The 20,213-nt window shown below is 64.9% G+C and carries 22 protein-coding genes and 1 pseudogene; 13 read left to right on the top strand and 10 right to left on the bottom strand.

Features of this window, described 5'->3' with window-relative positions; translation table 11 throughout:
- Both ACZ46S_RS17965 and ACZ46S_RS17970 read left to right on the top strand, forming a co-directional pair.
- On the top strand, window positions 1-717 hold the full coding sequence (locus tag ACZ46S_RS17965; RefSeq protein WP_464062837.1) for a C40 family peptidase: 717 nt from the start codon (window positions 1-3) through the stop codon (window positions 715-717).
- A gap of 43 nt (window positions 718-760) precedes the next feature.
- A complete protein-coding gene (locus ACZ46S_RS17970; protein WP_464062838.1) occupies window positions 761-2,512 on the top strand; it encodes a hypothetical protein in 1,752 nt (583 codons plus the stop codon).
- A gap of 43 nt (window positions 2,513-2,555) precedes the next feature.
- Here ACZ46S_RS17970 and ACZ46S_RS17975 read toward each other — a convergent pair whose 3' ends face one another.
- The 7 genes from ACZ46S_RS17975 to ACZ46S_RS18005 all read right to left on the bottom strand — a co-directional run bounded on the left by ACZ46S_RS17975 (window position 2,556) and on the right by ACZ46S_RS18005 (window position 9,792).
- Window positions 2,556-3,053 carry a type II toxin-antitoxin system RatA family toxin gene (locus tag ACZ46S_RS17975; protein ID WP_295745092.1) on the bottom strand — a complete coding sequence of 166 codons (498 nt, stop codon included), beginning with the start codon at window positions 3,051-3,053 and terminating at the stop codon, window positions 2,556-2,558.
- A 12-nt stretch (window positions 3,054-3,065) separates the two neighbouring features.
- Window positions 3,066-4,016 (bottom strand): lipoyl synthase, encoded by a 951-nt coding sequence (gene lipA, locus ACZ46S_RS17980; RefSeq protein WP_295745094.1) that lies wholly within the window; start codon window positions 4,014-4,016, stop codon window positions 3,066-3,068.
- 107 nt (window positions 4,017-4,123) lie between these two features.
- The gene (lpdA, locus tag ACZ46S_RS17985; protein ID WP_464062839.1) at window positions 4,124-5,518 is read right to left on the bottom strand and encodes a dihydrolipoyl dehydrogenase; all 1,395 of its coding nucleotides are present in this window, start codon (window positions 5,516-5,518) and stop codon (window positions 4,124-4,126) included.
- A 106-nt stretch (window positions 5,519-5,624) separates the two neighbouring features.
- The gene (locus ACZ46S_RS17990) at window positions 5,625-6,896 is read right to left on the bottom strand and encodes a pyruvate dehydrogenase complex dihydrolipoamide acetyltransferase (RefSeq protein ID WP_464062840.1); all 1,272 of its coding nucleotides are present in this window, start codon (window positions 6,894-6,896) and stop codon (window positions 5,625-5,627) included.
- A gap of 18 nt (window positions 6,897-6,914) precedes the next feature.
- Window positions 6,915-8,249: a pyruvate dehydrogenase complex E1 component subunit beta gene (locus ACZ46S_RS17995; RefSeq protein WP_464062841.1), complete on the bottom strand. Its 1,335-nt coding sequence runs from the start codon at window positions 8,247-8,249 to the stop codon at window positions 6,915-6,917.
- A gap of 6 nt (window positions 8,250-8,255) precedes the next feature.
- On the bottom strand, window positions 8,256-9,215 hold the full coding sequence (gene pdhA / locus ACZ46S_RS18000; protein WP_008492269.1) for a pyruvate dehydrogenase (acetyl-transferring) E1 component subunit alpha: 960 nt from the start codon (window positions 9,213-9,215) through the stop codon (window positions 8,256-8,258).
- A gap of 289 nt (window positions 9,216-9,504) precedes the next feature.
- The gene (locus ACZ46S_RS18005; protein ID WP_162173902.1) at window positions 9,505-9,792 is read right to left on the bottom strand and encodes an FtsB family cell division protein; all 288 of its coding nucleotides are present in this window, start codon (window positions 9,790-9,792) and stop codon (window positions 9,505-9,507) included.
- Window positions 9,793-10,047: 255 nt separating this feature from the next.
- Between ACZ46S_RS18005 and ACZ46S_RS18010 the strand changes: the two genes are divergently transcribed.
- Window positions 10,048-10,521 (top strand): hypothetical protein, encoded by a 474-nt coding sequence (locus tag ACZ46S_RS18010; protein WP_464062842.1) that lies wholly within the window; start codon window positions 10,048-10,050, stop codon window positions 10,519-10,521.
- 49 nt (window positions 10,522-10,570) lie between these two features.
- Here the strand turns inward: ACZ46S_RS18010 and hemF are convergent, their stop codons facing one another.
- Window positions 10,571-11,449 carry an oxygen-dependent coproporphyrinogen oxidase gene (hemF, locus tag ACZ46S_RS18015; RefSeq protein WP_464062843.1) on the bottom strand — a complete coding sequence of 293 codons (879 nt, stop codon included), beginning with the start codon at window positions 11,447-11,449 and terminating at the stop codon, window positions 10,571-10,573.
- 80 nt (window positions 11,450-11,529) lie between these two features.
- On the opposite strand from hemF, the gene petA reads away from it, so the two are divergent.
- The 5 genes from petA to ACZ46S_RS18040 all read left to right on the top strand — a co-directional run bounded on the left by petA (window position 11,530) and on the right by ACZ46S_RS18040 (window position 15,169).
- Window positions 11,530-12,087, top strand: coding sequence for a ubiquinol-cytochrome c reductase iron-sulfur subunit (gene petA / locus ACZ46S_RS18020; RefSeq protein ID WP_464062844.1), 558 nt, complete (start codon window positions 11,530-11,532; stop codon window positions 12,085-12,087).
- Window positions 12,088-12,096: 9 nt separating this feature from the next.
- Entirely contained in the window at window positions 12,097-13,155 is a 1,059-nt protein-coding gene (locus ACZ46S_RS18025) for a cytochrome b N-terminal domain-containing protein (protein WP_464062845.1), read from the top strand.
- A complete protein-coding gene (locus tag ACZ46S_RS18030; protein ID WP_464062846.1) occupies window positions 13,155-13,847 on the top strand; it encodes a cytochrome c1 in 693 nt (230 codons plus the stop codon). The genes ACZ46S_RS18025 and ACZ46S_RS18030 overlap by 1 nt, the downstream gene beginning before the upstream one ends.
- Window positions 13,848-13,894: 47 nt before the next feature.
- Window positions 13,895-14,401: a uracil-DNA glycosylase family protein gene (locus ACZ46S_RS18035; RefSeq protein ID WP_464062847.1), complete on the top strand. Its 507-nt coding sequence runs from the start codon at window positions 13,895-13,897 to the stop codon at window positions 14,399-14,401.
- 81 nt (window positions 14,402-14,482) lie between these two features.
- Window positions 14,483-15,169, top strand: coding sequence for a DUF4396 domain-containing protein (locus tag ACZ46S_RS18040; RefSeq protein ID WP_464062848.1), 687 nt, complete (start codon window positions 14,483-14,485; stop codon window positions 15,167-15,169).
- Between the two features lie 4 nt (window positions 15,170-15,173).
- Here ACZ46S_RS18040 and ACZ46S_RS18045 read toward each other — a convergent pair whose 3' ends face one another.
- A complete protein-coding gene (locus ACZ46S_RS18045; protein ID WP_464062849.1) occupies window positions 15,174-15,854 on the bottom strand; it encodes a GNAT family N-acetyltransferase in 681 nt (226 codons plus the stop codon).
- Between the two features lie 3 nt (window positions 15,855-15,857).
- Complete coding sequence (gene rfaE1 / locus ACZ46S_RS18050) at window positions 15,858-17,333, bottom strand: D-glycero-beta-D-manno-heptose-7-phosphate kinase (protein WP_464062850.1); 1,476 nt, start codon at window positions 17,331-17,333, stop codon at window positions 15,858-15,860.
- A 67-nt stretch (window positions 17,334-17,400) separates the two neighbouring features.
- Between rfaE1 and hslO the strand changes: the two are divergent.
- The 5 genes and pseudogenes from hslO (at window position 17,401) to rpsT (ending at window position 19,831) form a co-directional block, all read left to right on the top strand.
- A pseudogene (hslO, locus tag ACZ46S_RS18055) lies at window positions 17,401-18,362 on the top strand (Hsp33 family molecular chaperone HslO).
- Window positions 18,359-18,943, top strand: a complete 585-nt coding sequence (locus ACZ46S_RS18060) for a hypothetical protein (RefSeq protein ID WP_464062851.1) — start codon at window positions 18,359-18,361, stop codon at window positions 18,941-18,943. Before hslO ends, ACZ46S_RS18060 begins: the two are co-directional and overlap by 4 nt.
- Window positions 18,940-19,134 carry a hypothetical protein gene (locus ACZ46S_RS18065; RefSeq protein WP_464062852.1) on the top strand — a complete coding sequence of 65 codons (195 nt, stop codon included), beginning with the start codon at window positions 18,940-18,942 and terminating at the stop codon, window positions 19,132-19,134. Before ACZ46S_RS18060 ends, ACZ46S_RS18065 begins: the two co-directional genes overlap by 4 nt.
- On the top strand, window positions 19,131-19,475 hold the full coding sequence (locus ACZ46S_RS18070) for a cupin domain-containing protein (protein ID WP_464062853.1): 345 nt from the start codon (window positions 19,131-19,133) through the stop codon (window positions 19,473-19,475). The genes ACZ46S_RS18065 and ACZ46S_RS18070 overlap by 4 nt, the downstream gene beginning before the upstream one ends.
- Window positions 19,476-19,561: 86 nt before the next feature.
- Complete coding sequence (rpsT, locus tag ACZ46S_RS18075; RefSeq protein ID WP_464062854.1) at window positions 19,562-19,831, top strand: 30S ribosomal protein S20; 270 nt, start codon at window positions 19,562-19,564, stop codon at window positions 19,829-19,831.
- Window positions 19,832-20,213: the final 382 nt, after the last annotated feature.

Here is a 20,213-nt window from a genome sequence, read left to right on the forward strand (position 1 = left end):
GTGAACCGGCTCCGCCGCATCGTCGGAGGCTGGCTGGCGACCTTCCTGACCCAGGAGGTCGAGGCCGCCCCGGCCTTGCCGGTGGATATGGTCGCGTTGCAGGCGCTGCTGCGCAAGGCGGATGTGATCCTGGTCGAAGGCAATCTGCGCATCAGCGCGGCGATCAAATATCTCACCCAGTCCAGCTGGTCGCATGCGGTGCTGTATGCGGGCGGGGGCATGTGCATCGAGGCGGATGTGCTGCAGGGTGTGCGGCGCTTTGCGCTGGCGGAGCTGGCACCTTACCATCTGCGCATCTGCCGGCCGATCAGCCTGACCGAAGCGGATGCGGACATCGTCCTCGCCCATGCTCAGGCCCGGCTGGGCGCGCAATATGACCTGAAACATGTGGTGGATCTGGCGCGCTATATGGTGCCGCTGCCGGTGCCGCGCGCCTGGCGGCGCCGGGCGATCGCGGTCGGCTCCGCCGACCCCAGCCGGGCGATCTGCTCAACCCTGGTGGCGGAGGCGTTTCAGGCGGCGCATTACCCGATCCTGCCCGAGATCCCGCCCTCGGTGCCCCCCGGCCCGGCGGCGGCGAAGGTGCGGGAGATCTATCATATCCATGATACCGGCCTGTTCACCCCACGCGATTTCGACATCTCGCCGTTTTTCCAGATCATCAAACCCGATATGCCGCGTGCCTTCGACCATCATCGGCTGCTCTGGGTGGATTGAAGCGATGGACGCATCGGTTTCGCTGATTTAATCTTTGGCGCGCATGCAAAAAGCTCTTGCCCCGTTGCCGCCTTTACCCCGCATTGCGATGTTCACGTGGTTCGGCACGCTGATGTGCCTGGACACAAGCTCATCCGCTCTGGTGCACCGGGCACCGGATGCGTTGGAACCGCAGCATATCGTGCTTGGGCTGGAGCCAACGCAGACCGGGGCCATTCTTTCCGTGGCGCATGTCGAGCGGGCCGCCCTCTCAAACCTGCCTTCGACGCTGGCGATTCAGGAGGGACATTACCAAGGCAGCCTGCTGTTTCATGCCGATGGGCTTTTTCTTGTTGCCCGGCCGGACGGCGAGATGAGCTTTCTCTCAGCCTCAGCCAAGGAATGGGAGCATTTCCTGCCTGTGCCGGGGCGCGATGTTGAGCTCATCCACCGGATCGTGGCGCAATACTGGTCGGTGAATGGCGCTTCGCCGGTCAAGGCGGGGTTCTGCGCCTTCAACCTGTTTTTCGGCGAACATGTGGTGGAGTTGCCCGGCCAGTTGCCGCTGCCACTTCAACAGGACCTGGCCACGCTGGAGCTGCAAGCGCGCAATGGGGCGTTGCGGGCGGTGCCGGTGCCGGGCTGGCGCGGGCGCAAACAGGTCTGGATCCACCCGCATGGAAATATTGGCAACCGGGCGCTGCAATATCTCACCGCTGAGGGAATCGCGCGGCGTGTGGCTGGGGCGGTTGTGACCAATATCCAGCTGCCGATGTGGCAGCGCGAGGCGCCGGCGCCACGCCCGCCCGCCCGTGAAAGTGCGGGCACGGGAGACGATTATCATCTGGACGTGGCCGGGCTGGCGGCGTGCCTGGTTCGTGATGAGGTGGATGCGATCTGTCTGGAGGGCTATTGCTTTCATGTCGCACATTACCCGTCGCGCGCGACCTGCCGGGCCTTGCTGCCGCCTGTTCCGGGGCAGGAGGCCGTGCAGGGATTTGGCCCCGGCCAGCTGGTCTGCAGCGTGCGCGCGAACGAGATCCTGAACGGCGAGTATCCTGGCTATTTTCCGCTGCCTCCAGCCTATTACGCGAAATTACAGGAAGAGAGCGGCCTGGAGCTGGTGTTTTACGGGCAGCTTGGCGAGGACCCTTATAGTGCCGGCTTGCGGGCCGCCTTTCCGCGGGCGCAGTTCGTTGCCGGTACCAGTCCCGGTTATGATTTCGAGGTCCTGCGCCGGTCCGCCAATCTGGCGCTGAGCATTTCGACATTTTCCTGGCTGGCGGCATGGTTGAGCGAGGCGCAGCGCATCTATGTGCCGGTTGGTGGCATGTTCAGCCCGGTCTTGCAGCCGGGGCAGCTTTATCTGCCGCTGGAGGACCCGGCGTTTCGCTACGTCTTGCTGCCGCCAGTTGCGGCGGTTGGGCTGCAGGCCAATCCCTCGCGGTTTTGGCAAATGCAGGATCTGCTCGGCACGCAGGCGCGTTTTGCCACGGCGGGGGAAGTGCGGGACATGCTCGCCCGGCTGGAGAAACGCAAGCCAAGCCGGATCGAGCTCAAGGATTTCGACGGCACGCGCTATCTGGCGCGCAATGCGGATGTGGCTCTGGATGTGCGGGAGGGGCGCGGCACGGCTTTGGCGCATTACCTGGCCATCGGTGCGCGCCGGGAGCATGTGATACAAAATTTCGATCCGCTATTTTATGCGCGAACCTACCCGGATGCGTCCGAAGCGGTGGCGTTGGGGCATTATGACAGCCTGCTGGCCCATTTCCGCGATCTGGGGGCCGCGCGGGGATATCAGCCGGCCGCTTGACGCTTTTCCCGTATGCTGACGTCGTGCGGGACGCAGGGCCGGTTCACTTCACCTGCGGGGCGGGTTGGCCGGTGGGGGCAGGGGCTGGTTTGGGCGGCTCGCCATAGACGCTGGCGGCGCGTTTAAGGAAGGCGTTGACCATCATCTGCACCGCCTCGGTGAACACCGCGCCGATGGCTTTCTGCAGGATAATGTTGCGAAATTCGAAATCGACGAAGAAATCCACCGCGCAGCCCTCCGGGTGCGGGGCGAAATCCCAGCGATTATGCAGATATTTGAACGGCCCGTTCTCATATTCCACGCGGATCGCGCAGGGGCCCTCGCCCGAGCCGGGCAGCAGCGTGACGCGGGAGGTGAAGCTCTCCCGGAACGGGCCAAAGCCGATGGTCAGATCTGCGATCATCAGATTGTTCACATGGCTGCGGATCCGCGCCCCCACGCACCAGGGCAGGAATTTCGGATATTTGGCCACATCCGCCACCAGCGCGTAAAGCTGCTGGGGCGTGTAGGGGACGATCTTCTGCTGCGCGAATTTGGTCATGCGGGGGCGTGCTCAGCCCGCCAGCTGCTTGGCCCGGGCGGCGCGCAGCTGCTCGAAATCCGCATCCGCATGATAGGAGGAGCGGGTGAGGGGAGTGGCAGAGACCTGCAGGAAGCCCTTGGCGCGGGCCATGCCGGCCAGCTCCTCGAACTCCTCGGGCGTCCAGAATTTCTCCACCGCGGCATGCTTCACTGTCGGCTGCAGATATTGCCCGATGGTGAGGAAATCCACATCGGCGATGCGCAGATCGTCCATCACCTGGGAAATCTCGGATTTGCTCTCGCCCAGCCCCACCATCAGCCCGGATTTGGTGAAAATCGAGGGATCGAGCTGCTTCACCTGGTCGAGCAGGCGGATGGATTGGTAATAGCGTGCCCCGGGCCGGATGGTCGGGTAGAGGCGCGGCACGGTCTCGAAATTATGGTTGAACACATCCGGCCTGGCGGCGGTGACCACGGCGATGGCGCCGGGCTTGCGCAGGAAATCCGGCGTGAGGATTTCGATGGTGGTGGCGGGGGCGGCGTCGCGCACGGCGGCGATGACGGCGGCGAAATGCGCCGCCCCGCCATCGGCCACATCGTCGCGGTCGACCGAGGTGATCACCACATGGCGCAGCCCGAGCTGGGCCACGGCTTCCGCCACGCGGCGCGGCTCATCGGCGTCCAGCGCGTTCGGCAGGCCGGTGGAGACATTGCAGAAGGAGCAGGCGCGGGTGCAGATCTCGCCCATGATCATCATGGTGGCGTGGCGCTGGGACCAGCATTCCCCGATATTCGGGCAGGCCGCTTCCTCGCACACGGTGGTGAGTTTCTTGTCGCGCATCAGCGCGCGGGTCTCGTGATAGACCGGGTGGGTCGGCGCCTTGACGCGGATCCAGTCCGGCTTGCGGGCAATCGGATTGTCTTTCCGGTGCTGCTTTTCCGGATGCCGGACCCGGTGGTCGATCTCGATACGTGTGGCCATGATTCCACTTATCCCTAAAAGAAACGCCCCCTGCAAAGGGGGCGCTACCGACAGCCGGATGTCTCCATCCGGCTCGTTTTACGACATTGCGGGAGCGCCGCGCTGGCCTAGAAGTGGATGACCCGGCCGTAAGCGTCAAGCACGGATTCGTGCATGGCTTCCGAGACGGTGGGGTGCGGGAACACTGTTTCCATCAGCTCGGCCTCGGTGCTCTCCAGCTGGCGGGCGATGACATAGCCCTGGATCATCTCCGTCACTTCCGGCCCGACCATATGGGCGCCGAGCAATTCGCCGGTCTTGGCGTCGAACACGGTTTTCACCAGCCCGTCCGGCTCGCCCAGCGCAATCGCCTTGCCATTGCCGATCAGCGGGAAGCGGCCAACCTTCACCTCATGCCCGGCTTCCTTGGCCTTGGCTTCGGTGAGGCCGACGCTGGCCACCTGCGGATGCGCATAGGTGCAGCCGGGGATGTTGCCGGTCTCGAACGGGTGCGGGTTGAGCCCGGCGATCTTCTCGACGCAGACGATCGCCTCGTGGCTGGCCTTGTGCGCCAGCCAGGGCGGGCCGGCGAGGTCGCCGATGGCATAGACGCCCGGCTCGCCGGTGAAGCCATAGCCATCCACCACCACATGGGTGCGCTCGACCTTGGCCTTGGTGCCTTCCAGCCCGATATTCTCGACATTGCCGACGATGCCGACCGCCGAGATCACCTTCTCGACCTCGAAGATTTGCACCTTGCCGCCGGCCTCAACCGTGACCTTGACGGAGTTCGCCCCCTTCTCGGCCTTCTTCACCACAGCCGAGGTCAGGATCTTGATCCCCTGCTTCTCGAACTGCTTGCGGGCGATGGCGGAGATTTCGGCGTCTTCCACCGGCATGATCCGGTCGACCATCTCCACCACCGTCACATCCACGCCCAGCGTGTTGTAGAAGCTGGCGAATTCGATGCCGATGGCGCCCGAGCCCATGATCAGCAGGGATTTCGGCAGGGTTTCCGGCACCATCGCCTCGAAATAGGAGATGATCTGCTTGCCATCCACTTCCAGCCCGGGGATCTGGCGCGGCCGCGCCCCGGTGGCCAGGATGATATGCGGGGATTCCAGCTCGGCCACCGGCTTGCCGTCCTTGGTTACGGACAGCTTGCCCTTGCCTGCCAGCTTGCCATAGCCGTCATAGACGGTGACCTTGTTCTTCTTCATCAGATGGCCGATGCCACCCGAGAGCTGCTTGGAGACAGCGCGCGAGCGCGCCACCACCTTCGCCAGATCCACCTTCACATCGCCCACGGTGATGCCAAAAGCCTCGGAATGGTCGATCAGATGCTTCACCTCGGCCGAGCGCAGCAGCGCCTTGGTCGGGATGCAGCCCCAGTTCAGGCAGATGCCGCCCAGATGCTTGGCCTCGACCAGCGCCACTTTCAGCTTCAGCTGCGCGGCGCGGATGGCGGCGACATAGCCGCCCGGGCCACCGCCGACCACGATAACGTCGAATTTGTCAGCCATTTTGGAGTTCCTTTTTAGGCCGCTATTTTGAAAAAAAGCGGCGCAAAAAATTTTTGCAACTCTGGGCCGGGGGCGTGGCGAAGCCAGCGCCTCCGGCCCAGCGGGCTCAGAGCATCAGGCTCAGCGGCTCTTCGATCAGGGCCTTCAGGGTCTGCAGGAATTCAGCGCCGAGCGCGCCATCGACCACGCGGTGGTCGGTGGAGAGGGTAACGCTCATCACCGTGGCGATCTTGATCTCATCGCCCTTCACCACGGCCCGCTTCTCCCCCGCGCCGACAGCCAGGATGGCGGCCTGCGGCGGGTTCACGATGGCGCAGAAATCCTTGATGCCATACATGCCAAGATTGGAGATGGAGAAGCCGCCGCCCTGGAATTCCTCGGGCTTCAGCTTGCCGGCCTTGGCGCGGCCCGCCAGATCCTTCATCGCATTCGAGATGCCGGCCAGGCCGAGCTTGTCGGCGTTCTTGACGATCGGGGTGATCAGACCGTCCGGGACGGCAACGGCGACGGAAATATCGACATTGTCATACTGAATGATCGCCTCGTCGGTCCAGGATGCATTCACCGCCGGGTGCCGGGCCAGGGCGACGCCGCAGGCCTTGATGACGAGATCGTTCACCGAGAGCTTGAAGGCGCCCGGGCCGTCCTTCGGGGACTTGCCGTTCAGCTCGCCGCGCAGCGCCAGCAGCTTGTCCAGCTCGATATCCACCGTGAGGTAGAAATGCGGGACAGTCTGCTTGGACTCCGTCAGGCGCTTGGCGATGACCTTGCGCATGGTGGAGTTGGGGATCTTCTTATGCGGCGCGGTAATGACCGGGGCCGGCGCGGCCGGCTTCGGCGCGGCCGGGGCGGGAGCCGCAGCAGCCGGGGCGGCAGCGGCCTTGGGGGCGGCGTGTGCGCCGTCCAGATCCGCCTTCACGATCCGCCCATTCGGGCCGGAGCCCTTGATGGTGGAAAGATCGATGCCGGACTGCTTGGCGATGCGCTTGGCCAAGGGCGAGACGAAGATGCGCTCACCCTGCGCAGCGGCAGGCGCAGCAGCCGGGGCGGCCTTCGGCGCCTCAGCCTTGGCCTCTTCCTTCGGCGCTTCCGCCTTGGGCGCCGGGGTGGGGGCGGGGCCGTCCACCTTCTCATCCTTGGAGGCGGTGATCAGCCCGATCACCGCATTCACCGCAACCCCCTCAGTGCCTTCCGGCACCAGGATTTTGCCCAGGAAGCCTTCATCGACGGCTTCCACTTCCATGGTCGCCTTGTCGGTCTCGATCTCGGCGATGACGTCGCCGGACTTGATCTCGTCGCCCTCTTTCTTGTTCCATTTCGCGAGCTTGCCCTCGGTCATGGTCGGTGAGAGGGCCGGCATCAGGATGTTAATGGCCATGTTGAAACGCCTCCCGGATCAGAACAGTTTCTTGACGGCGTCCACCACCCAGTCGGGCTGGGGCAGCGCCAGTTTTTCGAGGTTGGCCGCATAAGGCATCGGCACGTCGACACCGGCCACGCGCGCCGGCGGGGCATCCAGCCAGTCGAAGCAATGCTCGGTGACGGTGGCGATGATCTCGGAGCCGATACCGGCGAACGGCCAGCCTTCCTCCAGGCTCACCACGCGCGAGGTCTTCTTCACCGAGGCGGCGATGGTCTCGATATCCAGCGGGCGGATGGTGCGCAGATTGATCACCTCGGCGGAGATGCCCTGCTCAGCCAGCTTTTCAGCCGCCTTCAGCGCCGTATCCACCATGATCGAGAAGGCGATGATGGTGACATCGCTGCCTTCGCGCTCGATCTTGGCCTTACCGATCGGCAGGATGAAATCCTCATCTTCCGGCACCTCGAAGGAATGGCCGTAGAGGATCTCGTTTTCCAGGAACACGACCGGGTTCGGGTCGCGAATGGCGGCGCGCAGCAGCCCCTTCGCATCGGCGGCCGACCACGGGGCGACAACCTTCAAACCCGGGCAATGCGCGTACCAGGAGGCATAGCACTGGCTATGCTGGGCGCCGACGCGCGCCGCCGCGCCGTTCGGGCCGCGGAAGACGATCTGCGCGCCCATCTGGCCGCCGGACATATAGAGCGTCTTGGCGGCGGAATTGATGATCTGGTCGATCGCCTGCATGGCGAAGTTGAAGGTCATGAATTCCAGGATCGGCTTCAGACCGTTCATCGCCGCACCCACGGCCATGCCGGTGAAGCCATGCTCGGTGATCGGGGTGTCGATGACGCGGCGCGCACCGAACTCGTCCAGCAGGCCTTGGCTGACCTTATAGGCGCCCTGATACTGGGCGACTTCCTCGCCCATCAGGAACACGTCCTTATCGGCGCGCATTTCCACGGCCATGGCTTCGCGCAAGGCCTCGCGCACGGTCATGGTCTTGGTCGGGCCCCATTCCTTCTCCACCGGCTCCTGCGGTGTCGCCGGCTGCTTTTTCGGCTGCGCCGAGGCGGCGGCCTGCGGGGCCTCGGTCGGCGGTGCCTGCGGGGCGGGCTTGGCGGCTTCAGAACCGCCATTGAGCTGCGCGATCACCGCGTTCACGGCCACGCCCTCAGTGCCTTCCTCGACCAGAATGGCGGTCAGCGTGCCTTCATCGACGGCTTCCACCTCCATGGTCGCCTTGTCGGTCTCGATCTCGGCCAGAACGTCGCCGGACTTCACCTCATCGCCCACTTTCTTGAGCCATTTGGCGAGCTTGCCCTCGGTCATGGTGGGGGAGAGGGCGGGCATCAGAATGTCGGTCATGGCGTCTCAGCCCTCCAGCAGCACGTCGGTGTAAAGTTCGGACGGGTCGGGCTCGGGCGAGCTTTGCGAGAAATCCGCCGCCTCCTGCACCCGGGCCTTGATCGCCTCGTCCAGCTTCTTCAGATCGGCCTCGGCGATGCCGGCCTCCTCCAGCTTCTTGCGGGCGGAATCCAGGCAGTCATGCTCGGCGCGCATCTTCTGCACCTCCTCGCGGGTGCGGTACTTCGCCGGATCGGACATTGAGTGGCCGCGATAGCGATAGGTCTTCATCTCCAGCAGGAACGGGCCCTTGCCGGCGCGGCAATGCGCCACCGCCTGCTCGCCGGCTTCCTTCACCGCCAGCACATCCATGCCGTCCACCGCCAGGCTGGGCATGCCCCAGGCGGCGGCGTTCAGCGAGAGATCCCGCGAGGCGGAGGCGCGCTCGACCGAGGTGCCCATGGCGTAACGGTTGTTTTCGATGATGAACACCACCGGCAGCTTCATCAAAGCCGCCAGATTGTAGCTCTCATAGACCTGCCCCTGGTTGGAGGCACCCTCGCCATAATAGGTGAGGCAGACATTGTCGTTCTCGCGGTACCAGTTGGCGAAGGCGAGGCCCGCCCCCAGCGAGACCTGGGCGCCGACGATGCCATGCCCGCCGAAGAAGCCTTTCTCCTTCGAGAACATATGCATGGAGCCGCCCTTGCCCTTGGAGTAGCCGCCGATGCGCCCGGTCAGCTCCGCCATCACGCCCTTGGGGTCCATGTCGCAGGCCAGCATATGGCCATGATCGCGATAGGAGGTGATGACCTGGTCGCCTTCCTTCAGGCAATGCTGCATGCCCACCACCACGGCTTCCTGGCCGATATAAAGATGGCAGAAGCCGGCGATGAGGCCCATGCCGTAAAGCTGGCCGGCCTTCTCCTCGAAGCGGCGGATCAGCAGCATGCTCTCATAGGCCTTGAGCAATTCGTCCTTGCTCATCACCTCGGCGGGCTTCTTTGCGGATTTTCTCGATTTGTCAGGGCTAACGGCCATGTCTCTTGGCTCCCGGGTTTTGATCGTCCGCTCGCAGCTATGCCAATGTTGGTGCGCCGCGCAAGAGAAAGCTCTGTAAAAACTCTTCTTCGCAGTTGCAACAAATTAAATTAACCAAAATATAGTTAATTCATGCATGCGAAGCCCGGGGCAGGTAGGAGGCCGCTCATAAAATTTCAAAAAAAACGGCGCCGAAAGGCGCCGCTGCTTGGGTCGAGGCTCTAAAACGAAATCATCATTCGGCGGATTTGTGCGGCGGCAGCTCGACGACGAGGTCGTTCGGGTCGGCGAGGCTCAGGACGTTCCGGGCTTCCTCGTTCAGCATATCGGGCTGAATCGCCTGGCCATTGAGGTCGGCCACCTTGGTCTGCCAGAGCACTAGGCGCTGATGGGTGGCATCCGCCTGCTTCTGCACGGCGGCCAGCTGCGCGCGCTGCGCGGCCTGGGCCTCCAGCCCGCTTTTGCCGTGGATGGCGTTCCATCCAAAATAATAGGTGAGCGCCAGAAAAATAGCGGGCGCCACCAAACCACGAAGCCGGTTTTTTATCGCGCGGAGCACAGAGCCATTCCCTAAACGTGAAGCCGGTTTGTCGAAACCGCTTGAATCTTCCCTTATCCGCGCGCGGTTCGCAAGTGAATTTCTTGAATAATCATGACATTAAATAAATTAATTCAATTTCACTCCACCGCCTTGTTTCCGCCCTTCTTGGGGCGCGCTGTTGCCACAGACGAAGCGCGATATTTCGATGCGTATTTTCCAAGGGGGTAACCCGTGACGATGAGACAGATTTTGCTGGCGGGTGTGGTGGCCATGGGCCTGGTCGGCGCTGGCGTGGCGCCGGCCTTCGCGGACTGGGACGATCACGGCCATGGCGGCGGCTGGCACGGCGGCGATGGTTGGCATGGCGGGGACGGCTGGCATGGTGGCCCGGGCGGGCACTGGGATGGCCGCCCCTACCATGATTGGCACGACCATGGCTGGTGGGGGGCGGATCATATCTGGCATTGGTATGCCGGTTGGGGTCCGGAATATGGCTATGTCGGGCCGGTTCCGGTCTGGGCGCCGGGCGTGCCGGTTTATGCCGGTCCGCCGCCTGGCTATTACGCCCCGCCTCCGCCACCTCCGCCGCCGCCGGTCTATTATGCCCCGCCCCCGCCGCCGGTCTATTACGCGCCACCTCCGCCGCCGGTTTACGTGGCGCCGATGCCCTCTGTGGTCATCACCCCGCACGGTGTGGGCATCACCCCGTAATGAAAAGGCCGGCCCATTGCGCCGGCCTTTTTGCATGCTCGCGCGGGGCTCAGGGCCATTTCACTTCGGGGGGCATCGACATCAGGATCGCCTCGGTATTGCCGCCGGTTTTCAGCCCGAATGTCGTGCCGCGGTCATAGAGCAGGTTGAACTCCACATAGCGGCCGCGGCGGATCAGCTGCGCCTCGCGCTCCGCCGGCGTGTAGGGCGCGGCGCGGCGGCGGCGCACGATCGGCGGGTAGGCCGCCAGGAAGGCCTGGCCGACATCGCGGGTGAAGGCGAAATCCGCCGCGACATCGCCGCTATCGAGATAATCGTAGAATATCCCGCCCGCCCCGCGCGGTTCATTGCGATGCGGCAGGTAGAAATATTCATCGCACCAGGCTTTGAATTTTTCATAATAGCCGGGGTCGTGCGCGTCGCAGGCGGCCTGATAGGCGGCATGGAAGACGCTGGCATCCTCGGCGGCCTCCGGCGTGCCGGGCTGCAGCGGGGTGAGGTCGCCGCCGCCGCCGAACCAGCCTTTGGCGGTGACGATCATGCGGGTATTCATATGCACAGCCGGGATTTTCGGGCTGCGCGGATGCACGACCAGCGAGATCCCCGCCGCCCAGAACGCCGCCCCCGCCTCGGTGCCGGGAATTTTCGCGGCGAAATCCGGGCTCAGCGTGCCATCCACCACCGAGATATTCACCCCGGCCTTCTCAAATATCTGGCCGCGCAGCACGCTCATTGTGCCGCCGCCGCCGCCCGGGCGCTCCCAGCTGCTGCGCTGAAACCGCGCATCGCCGCCGGCTTCCTGCTCGATCGTCTCGAATTCGGCGCAGATCCGGTCGCGCAGGGCGGCGAACCAGGTGGCGGCATCCTGTTTCAGGGCCGCATGGGGGGCGGGCTGGTCATGGCGCCTGCTTAAGCCATGCCCGGCCATCGATCCACACTTGAAATTTTTTCACTGCCTTGCCACGCTGCAACCAAAGGGGGAGACTCACTCCCCCAGGGAGCGAAAACATGGCTGAACCAACAGCGAATGCGCTTGCGGCGCATGGGACCGAAACCCGGCGCGACTTCCTGAGGCTTCTGGCCATGGCGGGTGGCGCCATCGGGGTGGGCGCCATCGTCTGGCCGTTGATCGACGCGCTGAACCCGGATGCGGCGGGGCTGGATGCCGCCCGGCCGGTGGTGCTGGTCTCCGATATTGCCGAAAATGCCACCAAGACGGTGCAATGGGGCGGGCAGACCATCCTGATCCGCCGGCTGACCGACCAGCAGCTCGCCGCCGCCCAGATTGTGCCGATGAGCGCCCTGGTGGACCCGCAGGAGGTTTCCGAGCGGGTGGCGCCGGATGATGGGCATATCGTCGTGGTGATCGGCATGAATACCGGCGCGCCCTGCGCCTTGCAGGGGAGTGCGCCTGGCGATCCGCGCGGCGATTATGGCGGCTGGGTCAGCCCGTGCGATGGCAGCGAATATGACGCGCTGGGGCGGGTGCGGGCCGGGCCGGCGCCGCGCAATCTCGCCATTCCGCGCTTTCGCTTCATCGATAAACACCAACTCCAGCTGGGTTAGGACGCGCCAATGCAATCGGACGCGAAACAGGGCTATGGCTGCCCCTATCTGATCAAGGATCGCGCGCCGGGCGGGGCCTGGCATGCGAGCCTGCCCACGCTGCTGGGGGCGTTGCTGGCGCTGCTGCTGGCCTCGGGCGCGGTGCTGGCGGTGTATTATAATCCGCGCGACGCCTATGGCGCGGTGCAGATGATCAATCGCGAGGTGAATGGCGGCTGGCTGGTGCTGGGCTACCATAATACCGGCGCGTCATTGGCGTTTCTGGCGCTGTATGCGCAGCTGTTCCGGCTGCTGCTGACGCGTAGCTATCGCGCCCCGGCGCGTTTTGCCTGGATGCTCTGGGTGAAGCTGCTGGCGGTGCTGCTGCTCACCGGCTGGCTGGGCTTCGTGCTGCAGGGCGGGGCAGGGGGCGCGCTCTCGCTCACCCATGCCAGTGACGCCGCGCTGACCCTGCCGGGCTTTCCCGGTGCGGTGGCGTTGTGGATTTTCGGCGGCCCGGCCGGCCCAGGCACGCTGGCCCGGCTGCTGGTGTTCCATGTGGTGCTGGCGGCCTGCGCGGTTGGGGTGATCTGCTGGGCACGCTGCGCGGCGCGGCGGGCGCGGCCGGCGCCGGAGGGCCGGGCGGTGGCGTTCTGGCCGGTCTATGCGTCGCAATATTTCGCGGCCTTGGCGGCTTTGGCGCTGCTGTTCACGCTGCTGCTCGCCTTCGCCCCGCATTGGGGGCAGAGCGCGCAGGCCATGCTGCCGGGCGATGCGCTGCCGGTGGTGATCTCCTACCCCTGGTATTTGCGGCCGGTGGCGCATCTTGCCACGCTGATCCCGGGCGATGGCGGGGCGATCCTGGTGGTCATCCTGGCTGCGGCCACGCTCTACGCGCTGCCTTGGCTGGATCGGTCCAATGGCGCGCCGCCGGGGCGGCTTTATCGATGGCTGACGCTGCTGCTGGGATTGGATGTGCTGGCCTTGGGCTGCGCCAGCGCGCCGGTGCCGCAGATCATCTTCGGCATCTGGTTTTTCATCCATTTCCTGGTGCTCACCCCCCTCGTCACCGCCGCGGAGGCCAAATAATGCGGGTTTTGCTGATATCGGGCCTGGCACTCGGGCTGCTGGCGGGTGGGGCGGCGCAGGCGCAAACCCCGTCTTTTCCCTCCTCCGGCGCCTTTGGGCATATCGATGACGCCGCCGCCCAGCGCGGGCTGGCGGTGTACCAAGGCGTGTGCGCCAGCTGCCACAGCCTCAACCAGCTGCATTACCGGGATCTCGCCGGAATCGGGCTGGATGCAGAGCAGATCGCCGGCCTTGCCAATGCGGTGAAGCTGGCCACCGGCCAGCCCGCCACCGCGGATGACGTGTTCAAGGCCCCGGCGGCGATGAGCATGGGCGGGGCGGTACCGCCGGATCTCTCCAGCATCGTCGCCCAGCGCCGCGATGGCACGCGCTATATTTACCGCTTCCTTACCGGCTTTGCCCCGGCACCGGCCTGGGTGACGATGCTGCCGGGACATTATTACAACCGCGCCTACCCTGGCGGGCAGGTTGCCATGCCGCCGGTGCTGCGGGACAATGCGGTGACCTACGCGGACGGGACCAAGGCCACACAGGCGCAGGAAGCCGCGGATGTTGCGGAGTTTCTGACATGGGCGTCCGATCCGAATCTCACCGCCCGGCATGTTCTGGGGATCAGGGCGGGGATCTTCTTCGCCTTCCTGACGCTGGTGGCGCTGGCGACCAAAAGACGGATCTGGAAGCAGGAGGGCTGAGCGGCGTCGCGGCGGCGGCGCGGGCCTGCCGCCTCTGCCATGAGGCGTTGCCGCTGGGGGCGCGGCCGGTGTTCCGGGTCTCGCCCACCGCGAAGCTGCTGGTGATCTCGCAGGCGCCGGGGACCAAAGTGCATGCCAGCGGGTTGCCGTTCGACGATGCCTCCGGCGACCGGCTGCGGCATTGGATGGGGATCGGCCGGGAAATTTTCTACGATGAAACCCGGCTGAATTTCATGCCGATGGGCTTTTGCTATCCTGGCCGGCTGCGCAATGGCGGCGATGCGCCGCCGCGCCCGGAATGCGCGCCGCTCTGGCATGAGGCGCTGCTGCGCCATCTGCCGCAGCTTGAGTTGATCCTGCTGGTCGGCGGCTACGCGCAGCGACGCTATCTGGGCAAGGGCAGCATGACCGAGAGGGTGCGCGCGCAGGCGCCGGGGCGGTTTCTGCCGCTGCCGCACCCTTCCTGGCGGACCACCGGGTGGGAGAAGAGAAATCCGTGGTTTGGTGAGGAGATATTGCCGAAATTGCGGGCGGAGGTGGCGCGGCTGACATGATCGTCATCATCGCATCGGGTTGAATTTTCGCGGCGCTGCCCAAGCTGTTGCAGCATAGATGTTACAGCGAAGGAGGCGCGGATGGTTCCGGCCTGGCTCAATGATCTGGCGATGCTGTCTCTGGCCGCCGCCTTCATCAGTGAACTGATTATTTTGTGGGATCTGCGCGCCCGCCCCCAGGCGATGGCGGTGATGAATCCGGTCTGGCCGGTCACCGCGCTGTATTTTGGGCCGCTTGGGCTCTGGGCCTATTGGCGGCTGGGGCGCGCGGCGCCGGCATCGCATCACCACCACCACCATCACCACCACGGCGATGACAAGCCGTTCTGGGTGCAGGTCTTCGCCGGCACCACCCATTGCGGCGCTGGCTGCACGCTGGGCGATATTATCGCGGAATTTCTGGTGTTTTTCTCAGGGTTGGCGATCGCCGGTTCGGTCTTCGCGGGGCAGCTGGTGCTGGATTATGCCTTCGCTTTCCTGCTCGGCATCGTCTTTCAATATTATTCGATCGTGCCGATGCGCGGGCTGCGGCCGGCCGAGGGGATCAAGGCCGCGGTGAAGGCGGATTTCTGGTCGCTCACCGCCTTCGAGGTCGGGCTGTTCGCCTGGATGGCGCTGACCCGCTTCGTGTTTTTCGGGCCGGGCCTGCAGCCCGACAGCGCCACCTACTGGTTCATGATGCAGATCGGCATGGTCATCGGCTTCGCCACGGCGTTTCCGATGAACTGGCTGCTGATCAAATCCGGGGTGAAGGAGCCCTGCATGTAGGCGTTCAGCCGCCGCGCAGCTCTTTCAGCGATTTGATCGCATTGCCCTGCGCATCGAAATTCGCCTCATCCAGCCAGGCGAGAATCGCATCGCGCCGGTCCGGCCATTCATGGCCGAGCATTGCATACATCGCGGTGTCGCGCTCGCGCCCCTTCACCACCATATGCGCGCGCAGCGTGCCCTCATAGGAAAAACCCAGGCGCAGAGCCGCGCGCTTGGAAGGCTCGTTGAGCGCGTTGCATTTCCAGACCAGCCGGCGATAGCCGAGATCCTCAGCCGCGTGGCGCAGCATCAGGAACATCGCCTCGGTCGCGGCACGGGTGCGGCGCAGCTCCGGGCCGAACCAGATATTGCCAAGCTCGATGGCGGCGTTACGGGGCTCGATATTCATCAGCGAGAGAAAGCCGGAGACGCGGCCGATGGTGGTCGGCCGCACCGCCCAGAAGGCGGCCAGCGGGTCGGCATAAAAGCCGGCGATCAGCGCTTCCACCTCGGCGACATTCTTCCAGGGGCCGAAGGACATATAGGTGAAGCTGTCCGCGGCGAATTGCGAGGCCTCGAACAGCTCCAGCGCGTGGCGGCGGGTGAGCGGCTCCAGGCTGACGCGCGTCCCTAAGAATTTCTGCCGGGCGGGCAGCGGGCGCGGCCAGGGATCGACCTCTGGGCCGAGGGGAAGCTCAGTCATAGCTTAGCCTCTCAACCGCGCCAGGGTGGCGGTGGTGGAATGGCCGGGCAGCAGCTGCGCCAGCGCCACGGCCCCGCCCCAGCTTTCCACCAGATCCGCGCCGACGACGGTTTCGCGGGTATAATCCGCGCCCTTGATCAGCACATCCGGCTTGATCAGCTTGATCAGCTCGATCGGGGTGTCTTCCTCGAACAGGCAGACTAGATCGACCGAGGCGAGCGAGGCCAGCACCGCGGCGCGCGCGGCCTCGCCCTGGGCCGGGCGGGTTGGGCCTTTCAGCCGCTGCACCGAGGCATCGGCATTGATGCCGACGATCAGCCGGTCGCACATCGCCCGGCATTGTTCGAGCAGATGCACATGGCCGGGATGCAGCAGATCGAAACAGCCATTGGTGAAGCCGACCTTATAGCCGCGCAGGCGCCAGCGCTCGGCCATCTCGGCGGCGGCGGAGGGGGTGACGATTTTCTGCAGCGCCCCGGTGGCCGGCGCGATATGGGCAAGAATATCCGCCGGGCGGGCAACGGCGGTGCCGACCTTGGCGACGACGATGCCGCCCGCGATATTGGCCAGCCTTGCGGCGTCCACCAGCGGCACCTCGGCGGCGATGCAGGCGGCAAGGGCCGCCACCACCGTATCTCCGGCGCCGGAGACATCATAGACCTCGCGCGCCTCGCCGGGGAAATGATGCACCTCATCGGCGGTGATCAGGCTCATCCCGTCCTCGGAGCGCGTGACCAGCACCGCGCCGAAGCCGTACCAGGCGATCAGCGCCTTGGCGGCGGTGACGATCTGCGCCTCGCTCTCCACCGGCATATTGGTGGCCTCGGCCAGTTCCTTGCGGTTCGGGGTGAGGATGTCCGCGCCCTTATAGCGGGCATAGTCGCGGCCCTTGGGATCGACGATGATCTTGCGCCCGAGTTTCTGCGCGCCTTCGATCAAGGCGGCGCAGACCGGGGCGCTGAGCACACCCTTATTATAGTCCGAGAGCACGGTGACGGTCGTCGCCGCCATCGCATCCAGGGCGATCTTCACCAGCCGCTCGCAGAGCTTCTCCGGCAGGGCGATGCGCTCCTCGCGGTCGGCGCGGATCAGATGCTGGCCTTGCGCGATATAGCGGGTCTTCATCGTCGTGGTGCGGCCATTCTGCACCAGCAGCCAGGGCTCGACGCGCTCCTGCCCGCCGATCAGCCCGGTCAGGTCCGAGCCGGCCTGGTCGTCGCCGACGACCGAGACGAAAGCCGCCGAGGCGTCGAGGGCGATCAGGTTGCGCACCACATTCCCGGCCCCGCCCGGCATCGCCACCTCGCGGGTCACGGTGAGAATGGGCACCGGCGCCTCCGGGCTCACCCGCGTCACCTCGCCATAGGTGTAACGGTCGAGCATCGCATCGCCCACCACGAGCACGCTGGCGCGGGCGAGTTTCTTCACATAGGCGCCGAGGTCGGCGCAGGAATGGTCGGCAGAGGAGTCGTTGGCCATGGGAAACCGCTAACCCTCTCCCGGCCTTGTGGCAACGGGGCGAAAACATGCTTATTTGAGACACATCATGACAGAGCTACCCGCGTTTCTTGATTCCACCCGCCCGCAAGTGCCGGATCTTTCCGTGCCGCGCGGCGTCACCCCGTTTTATCTGCCCGAGCGCCCGGTGCGCGGCCGGCTGGTGCGGCTGGGGCCGCTGGGCGCCACGCTGCTCTCCCGCCACACCCATCCGGCGCCGGTGCGGGCATTGCTGGGCCAGGCGCTGGCGCTGGCGGCGGGGCTCTCCACCGCGTTGAAATTCAAGGGCTCCTTCTCCATCCAGATCCGTGGCGACGGCCCGGTGCCGATGCTGGTGGTGGATTGCACCGAGGCCGGCGCCCTGCGCGGCTATGTGCGGGTGGAGGAGGGGGCGCAGATCCCCGAGGAGGCCACCGCCCGCCAGCTATGCGGCAAGGGCTATATCGCCTTCACCGTCGATCAGGGGCTGGACAAGGACCCGAGCCAGGGCATCGTCGCCATCGAGGGCGAGAGCCTGACCGAGATGGCGGAGTATTATTTTTCCACCTCCGAGCAGCTGCCGGCGCGGATTTTTCTGGCCGCGGCGGAAGGCGAGGGGGCTGGCGCGCCTCGGCTTTGGTGATGGAGCGCGTGGCTGGGGCCGGCGGTGTCGGCCCGGAGATCTCCGCGGGCGAGCAGGAGGAGGCCTGGCGCACGGCCTGCATCCTGGCCGAGACGGTGACACAGGAGGAGCTGCTGGATGATGCGCTCTCGCCCGAGCGGCTGCTCTACCGGCTGTTCCATGGCGAAGGGGTGGCGGTCTCCAAACCGCGTACCCTCTCCTTCGGCTGCCGCTGCTCGCGCCAGCGGCTGGGCGGCATATTGGAAGGGTTCAACCAGGAGGAGCTCGACCATATGGCCGTCGAGGGCCAGATCGTGATGACCTGCGAATTCTGCAATTTCGATTTTTGTTTCGCCCGCGCGGATGTCGCCGGGCGCCCGCCCCAAACCGACGCTGGAGCCCCCGAATGAAGAAGCTGCTTCTTGCTTTGCCGCTGCTGGCCCTTGCCTCCTGCGGCTCGACGCCACCGGCCCCGGTGCTGAAACCGCTGGATTATTCCTACCTGCCGCCGATCCTGTTGAAGGTGGCGCAGGTGAATGTGGTGACGAATTTCGTGCCCAGCCCCTCCCAGCAGCTGGCCGCGAGCCAGGACCCCGCACCGCCGGCCGAGACGCTGGAGACGATGCTGCGCCAGCGCCTGCAGCCCGCCGGCCAGCCCGGCACCGCGACGGTGACGGTCACCAACGCCTCGGTTGATGATGTCAGCGGCAATCTGGTCGGCGCGATGACGGTGGATGTGAACCTGGCCAGCGCAGATGGCCGCTCCACCGGCTTCACCGAGGCCAGTGTCAGCGCCACCCATAGCGCGCCCGACTCCGGCAATCCGGACGATCTGCGCGTGGCCTATTACAACCTGACCAAGCAGCTGATGACGCAGATGAATGTGCAGCTGCAGTACCAGATCCAGAAAAACCTGCCGAACTGGATTTCCTGGACCAGTGCCGGCGGCGCCGCCCCGGCGGCGGCGTCCCCCGATGCGGGGGCGGGGTGATCCAGGCCGCGCCGCTCGCGGCGCCGCCGGGGGTGGGCACGGCCCCAGGCATGGCCACCAGCACGACCACCACAACGACCACCGCCCCTGTCGCCCCGGCAGCGCCGGTGCCCGGCCAGATCAACACCAATGGCGCCGTGCCGGGCTATCTGCCCGGGGCGGGCCCGGCCGCCTTGGGGGCGCAGCCATGAGCCGGCTGGTACAGCTGCCGCCCGCCGGCGTGGCGGAATGGAGTCCGATCGCGCCGGAAAAAGTGATTTCCGGCGAGCCGATGGCGCGCACCATCGTGCTGTATGAGAATTCGACACGCGGACTCGCCGCCGGGGAATGGGAAGCCAGCCCCGGCAAATGGCGCATCGCCTATACTGAGTGGGAATATATGGAGATCATCTCCGGCGCCTGCGTGGTGGAGGGCGATGATGGCCGGCGGATCGAGGCGGGGCCTGGGGATAAATTCGTGATCGAACCTGGCTTCACCGGCACCTGGGAGGTGCTCTCGGCGCTGCGCAAGAGCTGGGTGATCCAGGAATAGCTGAAATTAGCGGAAGTGCTTGACGCGGCGCCTTGGGCGGTCTAGACGGCGCGCTCCATTACACACACCTTTTTTGTTCGGATAACATGGCCAATATCGCATCTGCCCAGAAACGCATCCGCCAGACGCTGAAGCGCACGGCGCGCAACAAGGCGCGCAAGTCTCGCGTCCACACCTTCATCCGCAAGGTTGAAGAGGCCGTGGCGGCTGGCGACAAGGCAGCCGCGCAGGCCGCGCTGATCGCCGCCCAGCCGGAGCTGCAGCGCGCGGCTGGCAAGGGTGTGCTGAAGGCGAATATGGTTGCCCGCAAGATCTCCCGCCTGTCGGCCCGCGTGAAGGCCGTCGCCGCCGCTTAACGCGCCGGTTGGGATAATCCTCGGGATTGTCTCGAAAAATATACGATTTTGAACCGCCGTCATCTTGTTGTAATGGCAAGATACGGCGGTTTTCTATTCTTGGTTGCAAACCTGGGCTTTTGCTATGGCAAGTAGGTAGGCACAAAGAAAGTTTTTTATTTGTAAATTATTGAATTTAAACGTTTTTTACGAAGTGTCAGCAACTTGTTCGCAAAGCTGTCGCATTTGTCGGCTTGCTTCGGCGAGGCGTTTAGACCTAATGTCCAAGCCTCAATTGACTGTTCAGGACTGTCTCATTTCTGAGAAGGCACCCTTTTTCCAAGGGATTTGCTTTGCGGAATCGGTCCTTTGCGGCGCTGTGTTCGGGGTTAGGCAAAGCAGA

Source organism: Acidocella aluminiidurans, assembly GCF_055383125.1.

Coding starts and splice junctions, on each gene's coding strand:
- ACZ46S_RS17990 (WP_464062840.1), bottom strand. CDS start 6,896: ATGGCCATTAACATCCTGATGCCGGCCCTCTCACCGACCATGACCGAG.
- rpsT (WP_464062854.1), top strand. CDS start 19,562: ATGGCCAATATCGCATCTGCCCAGAAACGCATCCGCCAGACGCTGAAG.
- lpdA (WP_464062839.1), bottom strand. CDS start 5,518: ATGGCTGACAAATTCGACGTTATCGTGGTCGGCGGTGGCCCGGGCGGC.
- ACZ46S_RS18060 (WP_464062851.1), top strand. CDS start 18,359: ATGAAGAAGCTGCTTCTTGCTTTGCCGCTGCTGGCCCTTGCCTCCTGC.
- ACZ46S_RS18030 (WP_464062846.1), top strand. CDS start 13,155: ATGCGGGTTTTGCTGATATCGGGCCTGGCACTCGGGCTGCTGGCGGGT.
- rfaE1 (WP_464062850.1), bottom strand. CDS start 17,333: ATGGCCAACGACTCCTCTGCCGACCATTCCTGCGCCGACCTCGGCGCC.
- ACZ46S_RS18045 (WP_464062849.1), bottom strand. CDS start 15,854: ATGACTGAGCTTCCCCTCGGCCCAGAGGTCGATCCCTGGCCGCGCCCG.
- ACZ46S_RS18040 (WP_464062848.1), top strand. CDS start 14,483: ATGGTTCCGGCCTGGCTCAATGATCTGGCGATGCTGTCTCTGGCCGCC.
- ACZ46S_RS18070 (WP_464062853.1), top strand. CDS start 19,131: ATGAGCCGGCTGGTACAGCTGCCGCCCGCCGGCGTGGCGGAATGGAGT.
- petA (WP_464062844.1), top strand. CDS start 11,530: ATGGCTGAACCAACAGCGAATGCGCTTGCGGCGCATGGGACCGAAACC.
- ACZ46S_RS18010 (WP_464062842.1), top strand. CDS start 10,048: ATGAGACAGATTTTGCTGGCGGGTGTGGTGGCCATGGGCCTGGTCGGC.
- hemF (WP_464062843.1), bottom strand. CDS start 11,449: ATGGCCGGGCATGGCTTAAGCAGGCGCCATGACCAGCCCGCCCCCCAT.
- pdhA (WP_008492269.1), bottom strand. CDS start 9,215: ATGAGCAAGGACGAATTGCTCAAGGCCTATGAGAGCATGCTGCTGATC.
- lipA (WP_295745094.1), bottom strand. CDS start 4,016: ATGGCCACACGTATCGAGATCGACCACCGGGTCCGGCATCCGGAAAAG.
- ACZ46S_RS17970 (WP_464062838.1), top strand. CDS start 761: ATGCAAAAAGCTCTTGCCCCGTTGCCGCCTTTACCCCGCATTGCGATG.
- ACZ46S_RS17975 (WP_295745092.1), bottom strand. CDS start 3,053: ATGACCAAATTCGCGCAGCAGAAGATCGTCCCCTACACGCCCCAGCAG.
- ACZ46S_RS17995 (WP_464062841.1), bottom strand. CDS start 8,249: ATGACCGACATTCTGATGCCCGCCCTCTCCCCCACCATGACCGAGGGC.
- ACZ46S_RS18025 (WP_464062845.1), top strand. CDS start 12,097: ATGCAATCGGACGCGAAACAGGGCTATGGCTGCCCCTATCTGATCAAG.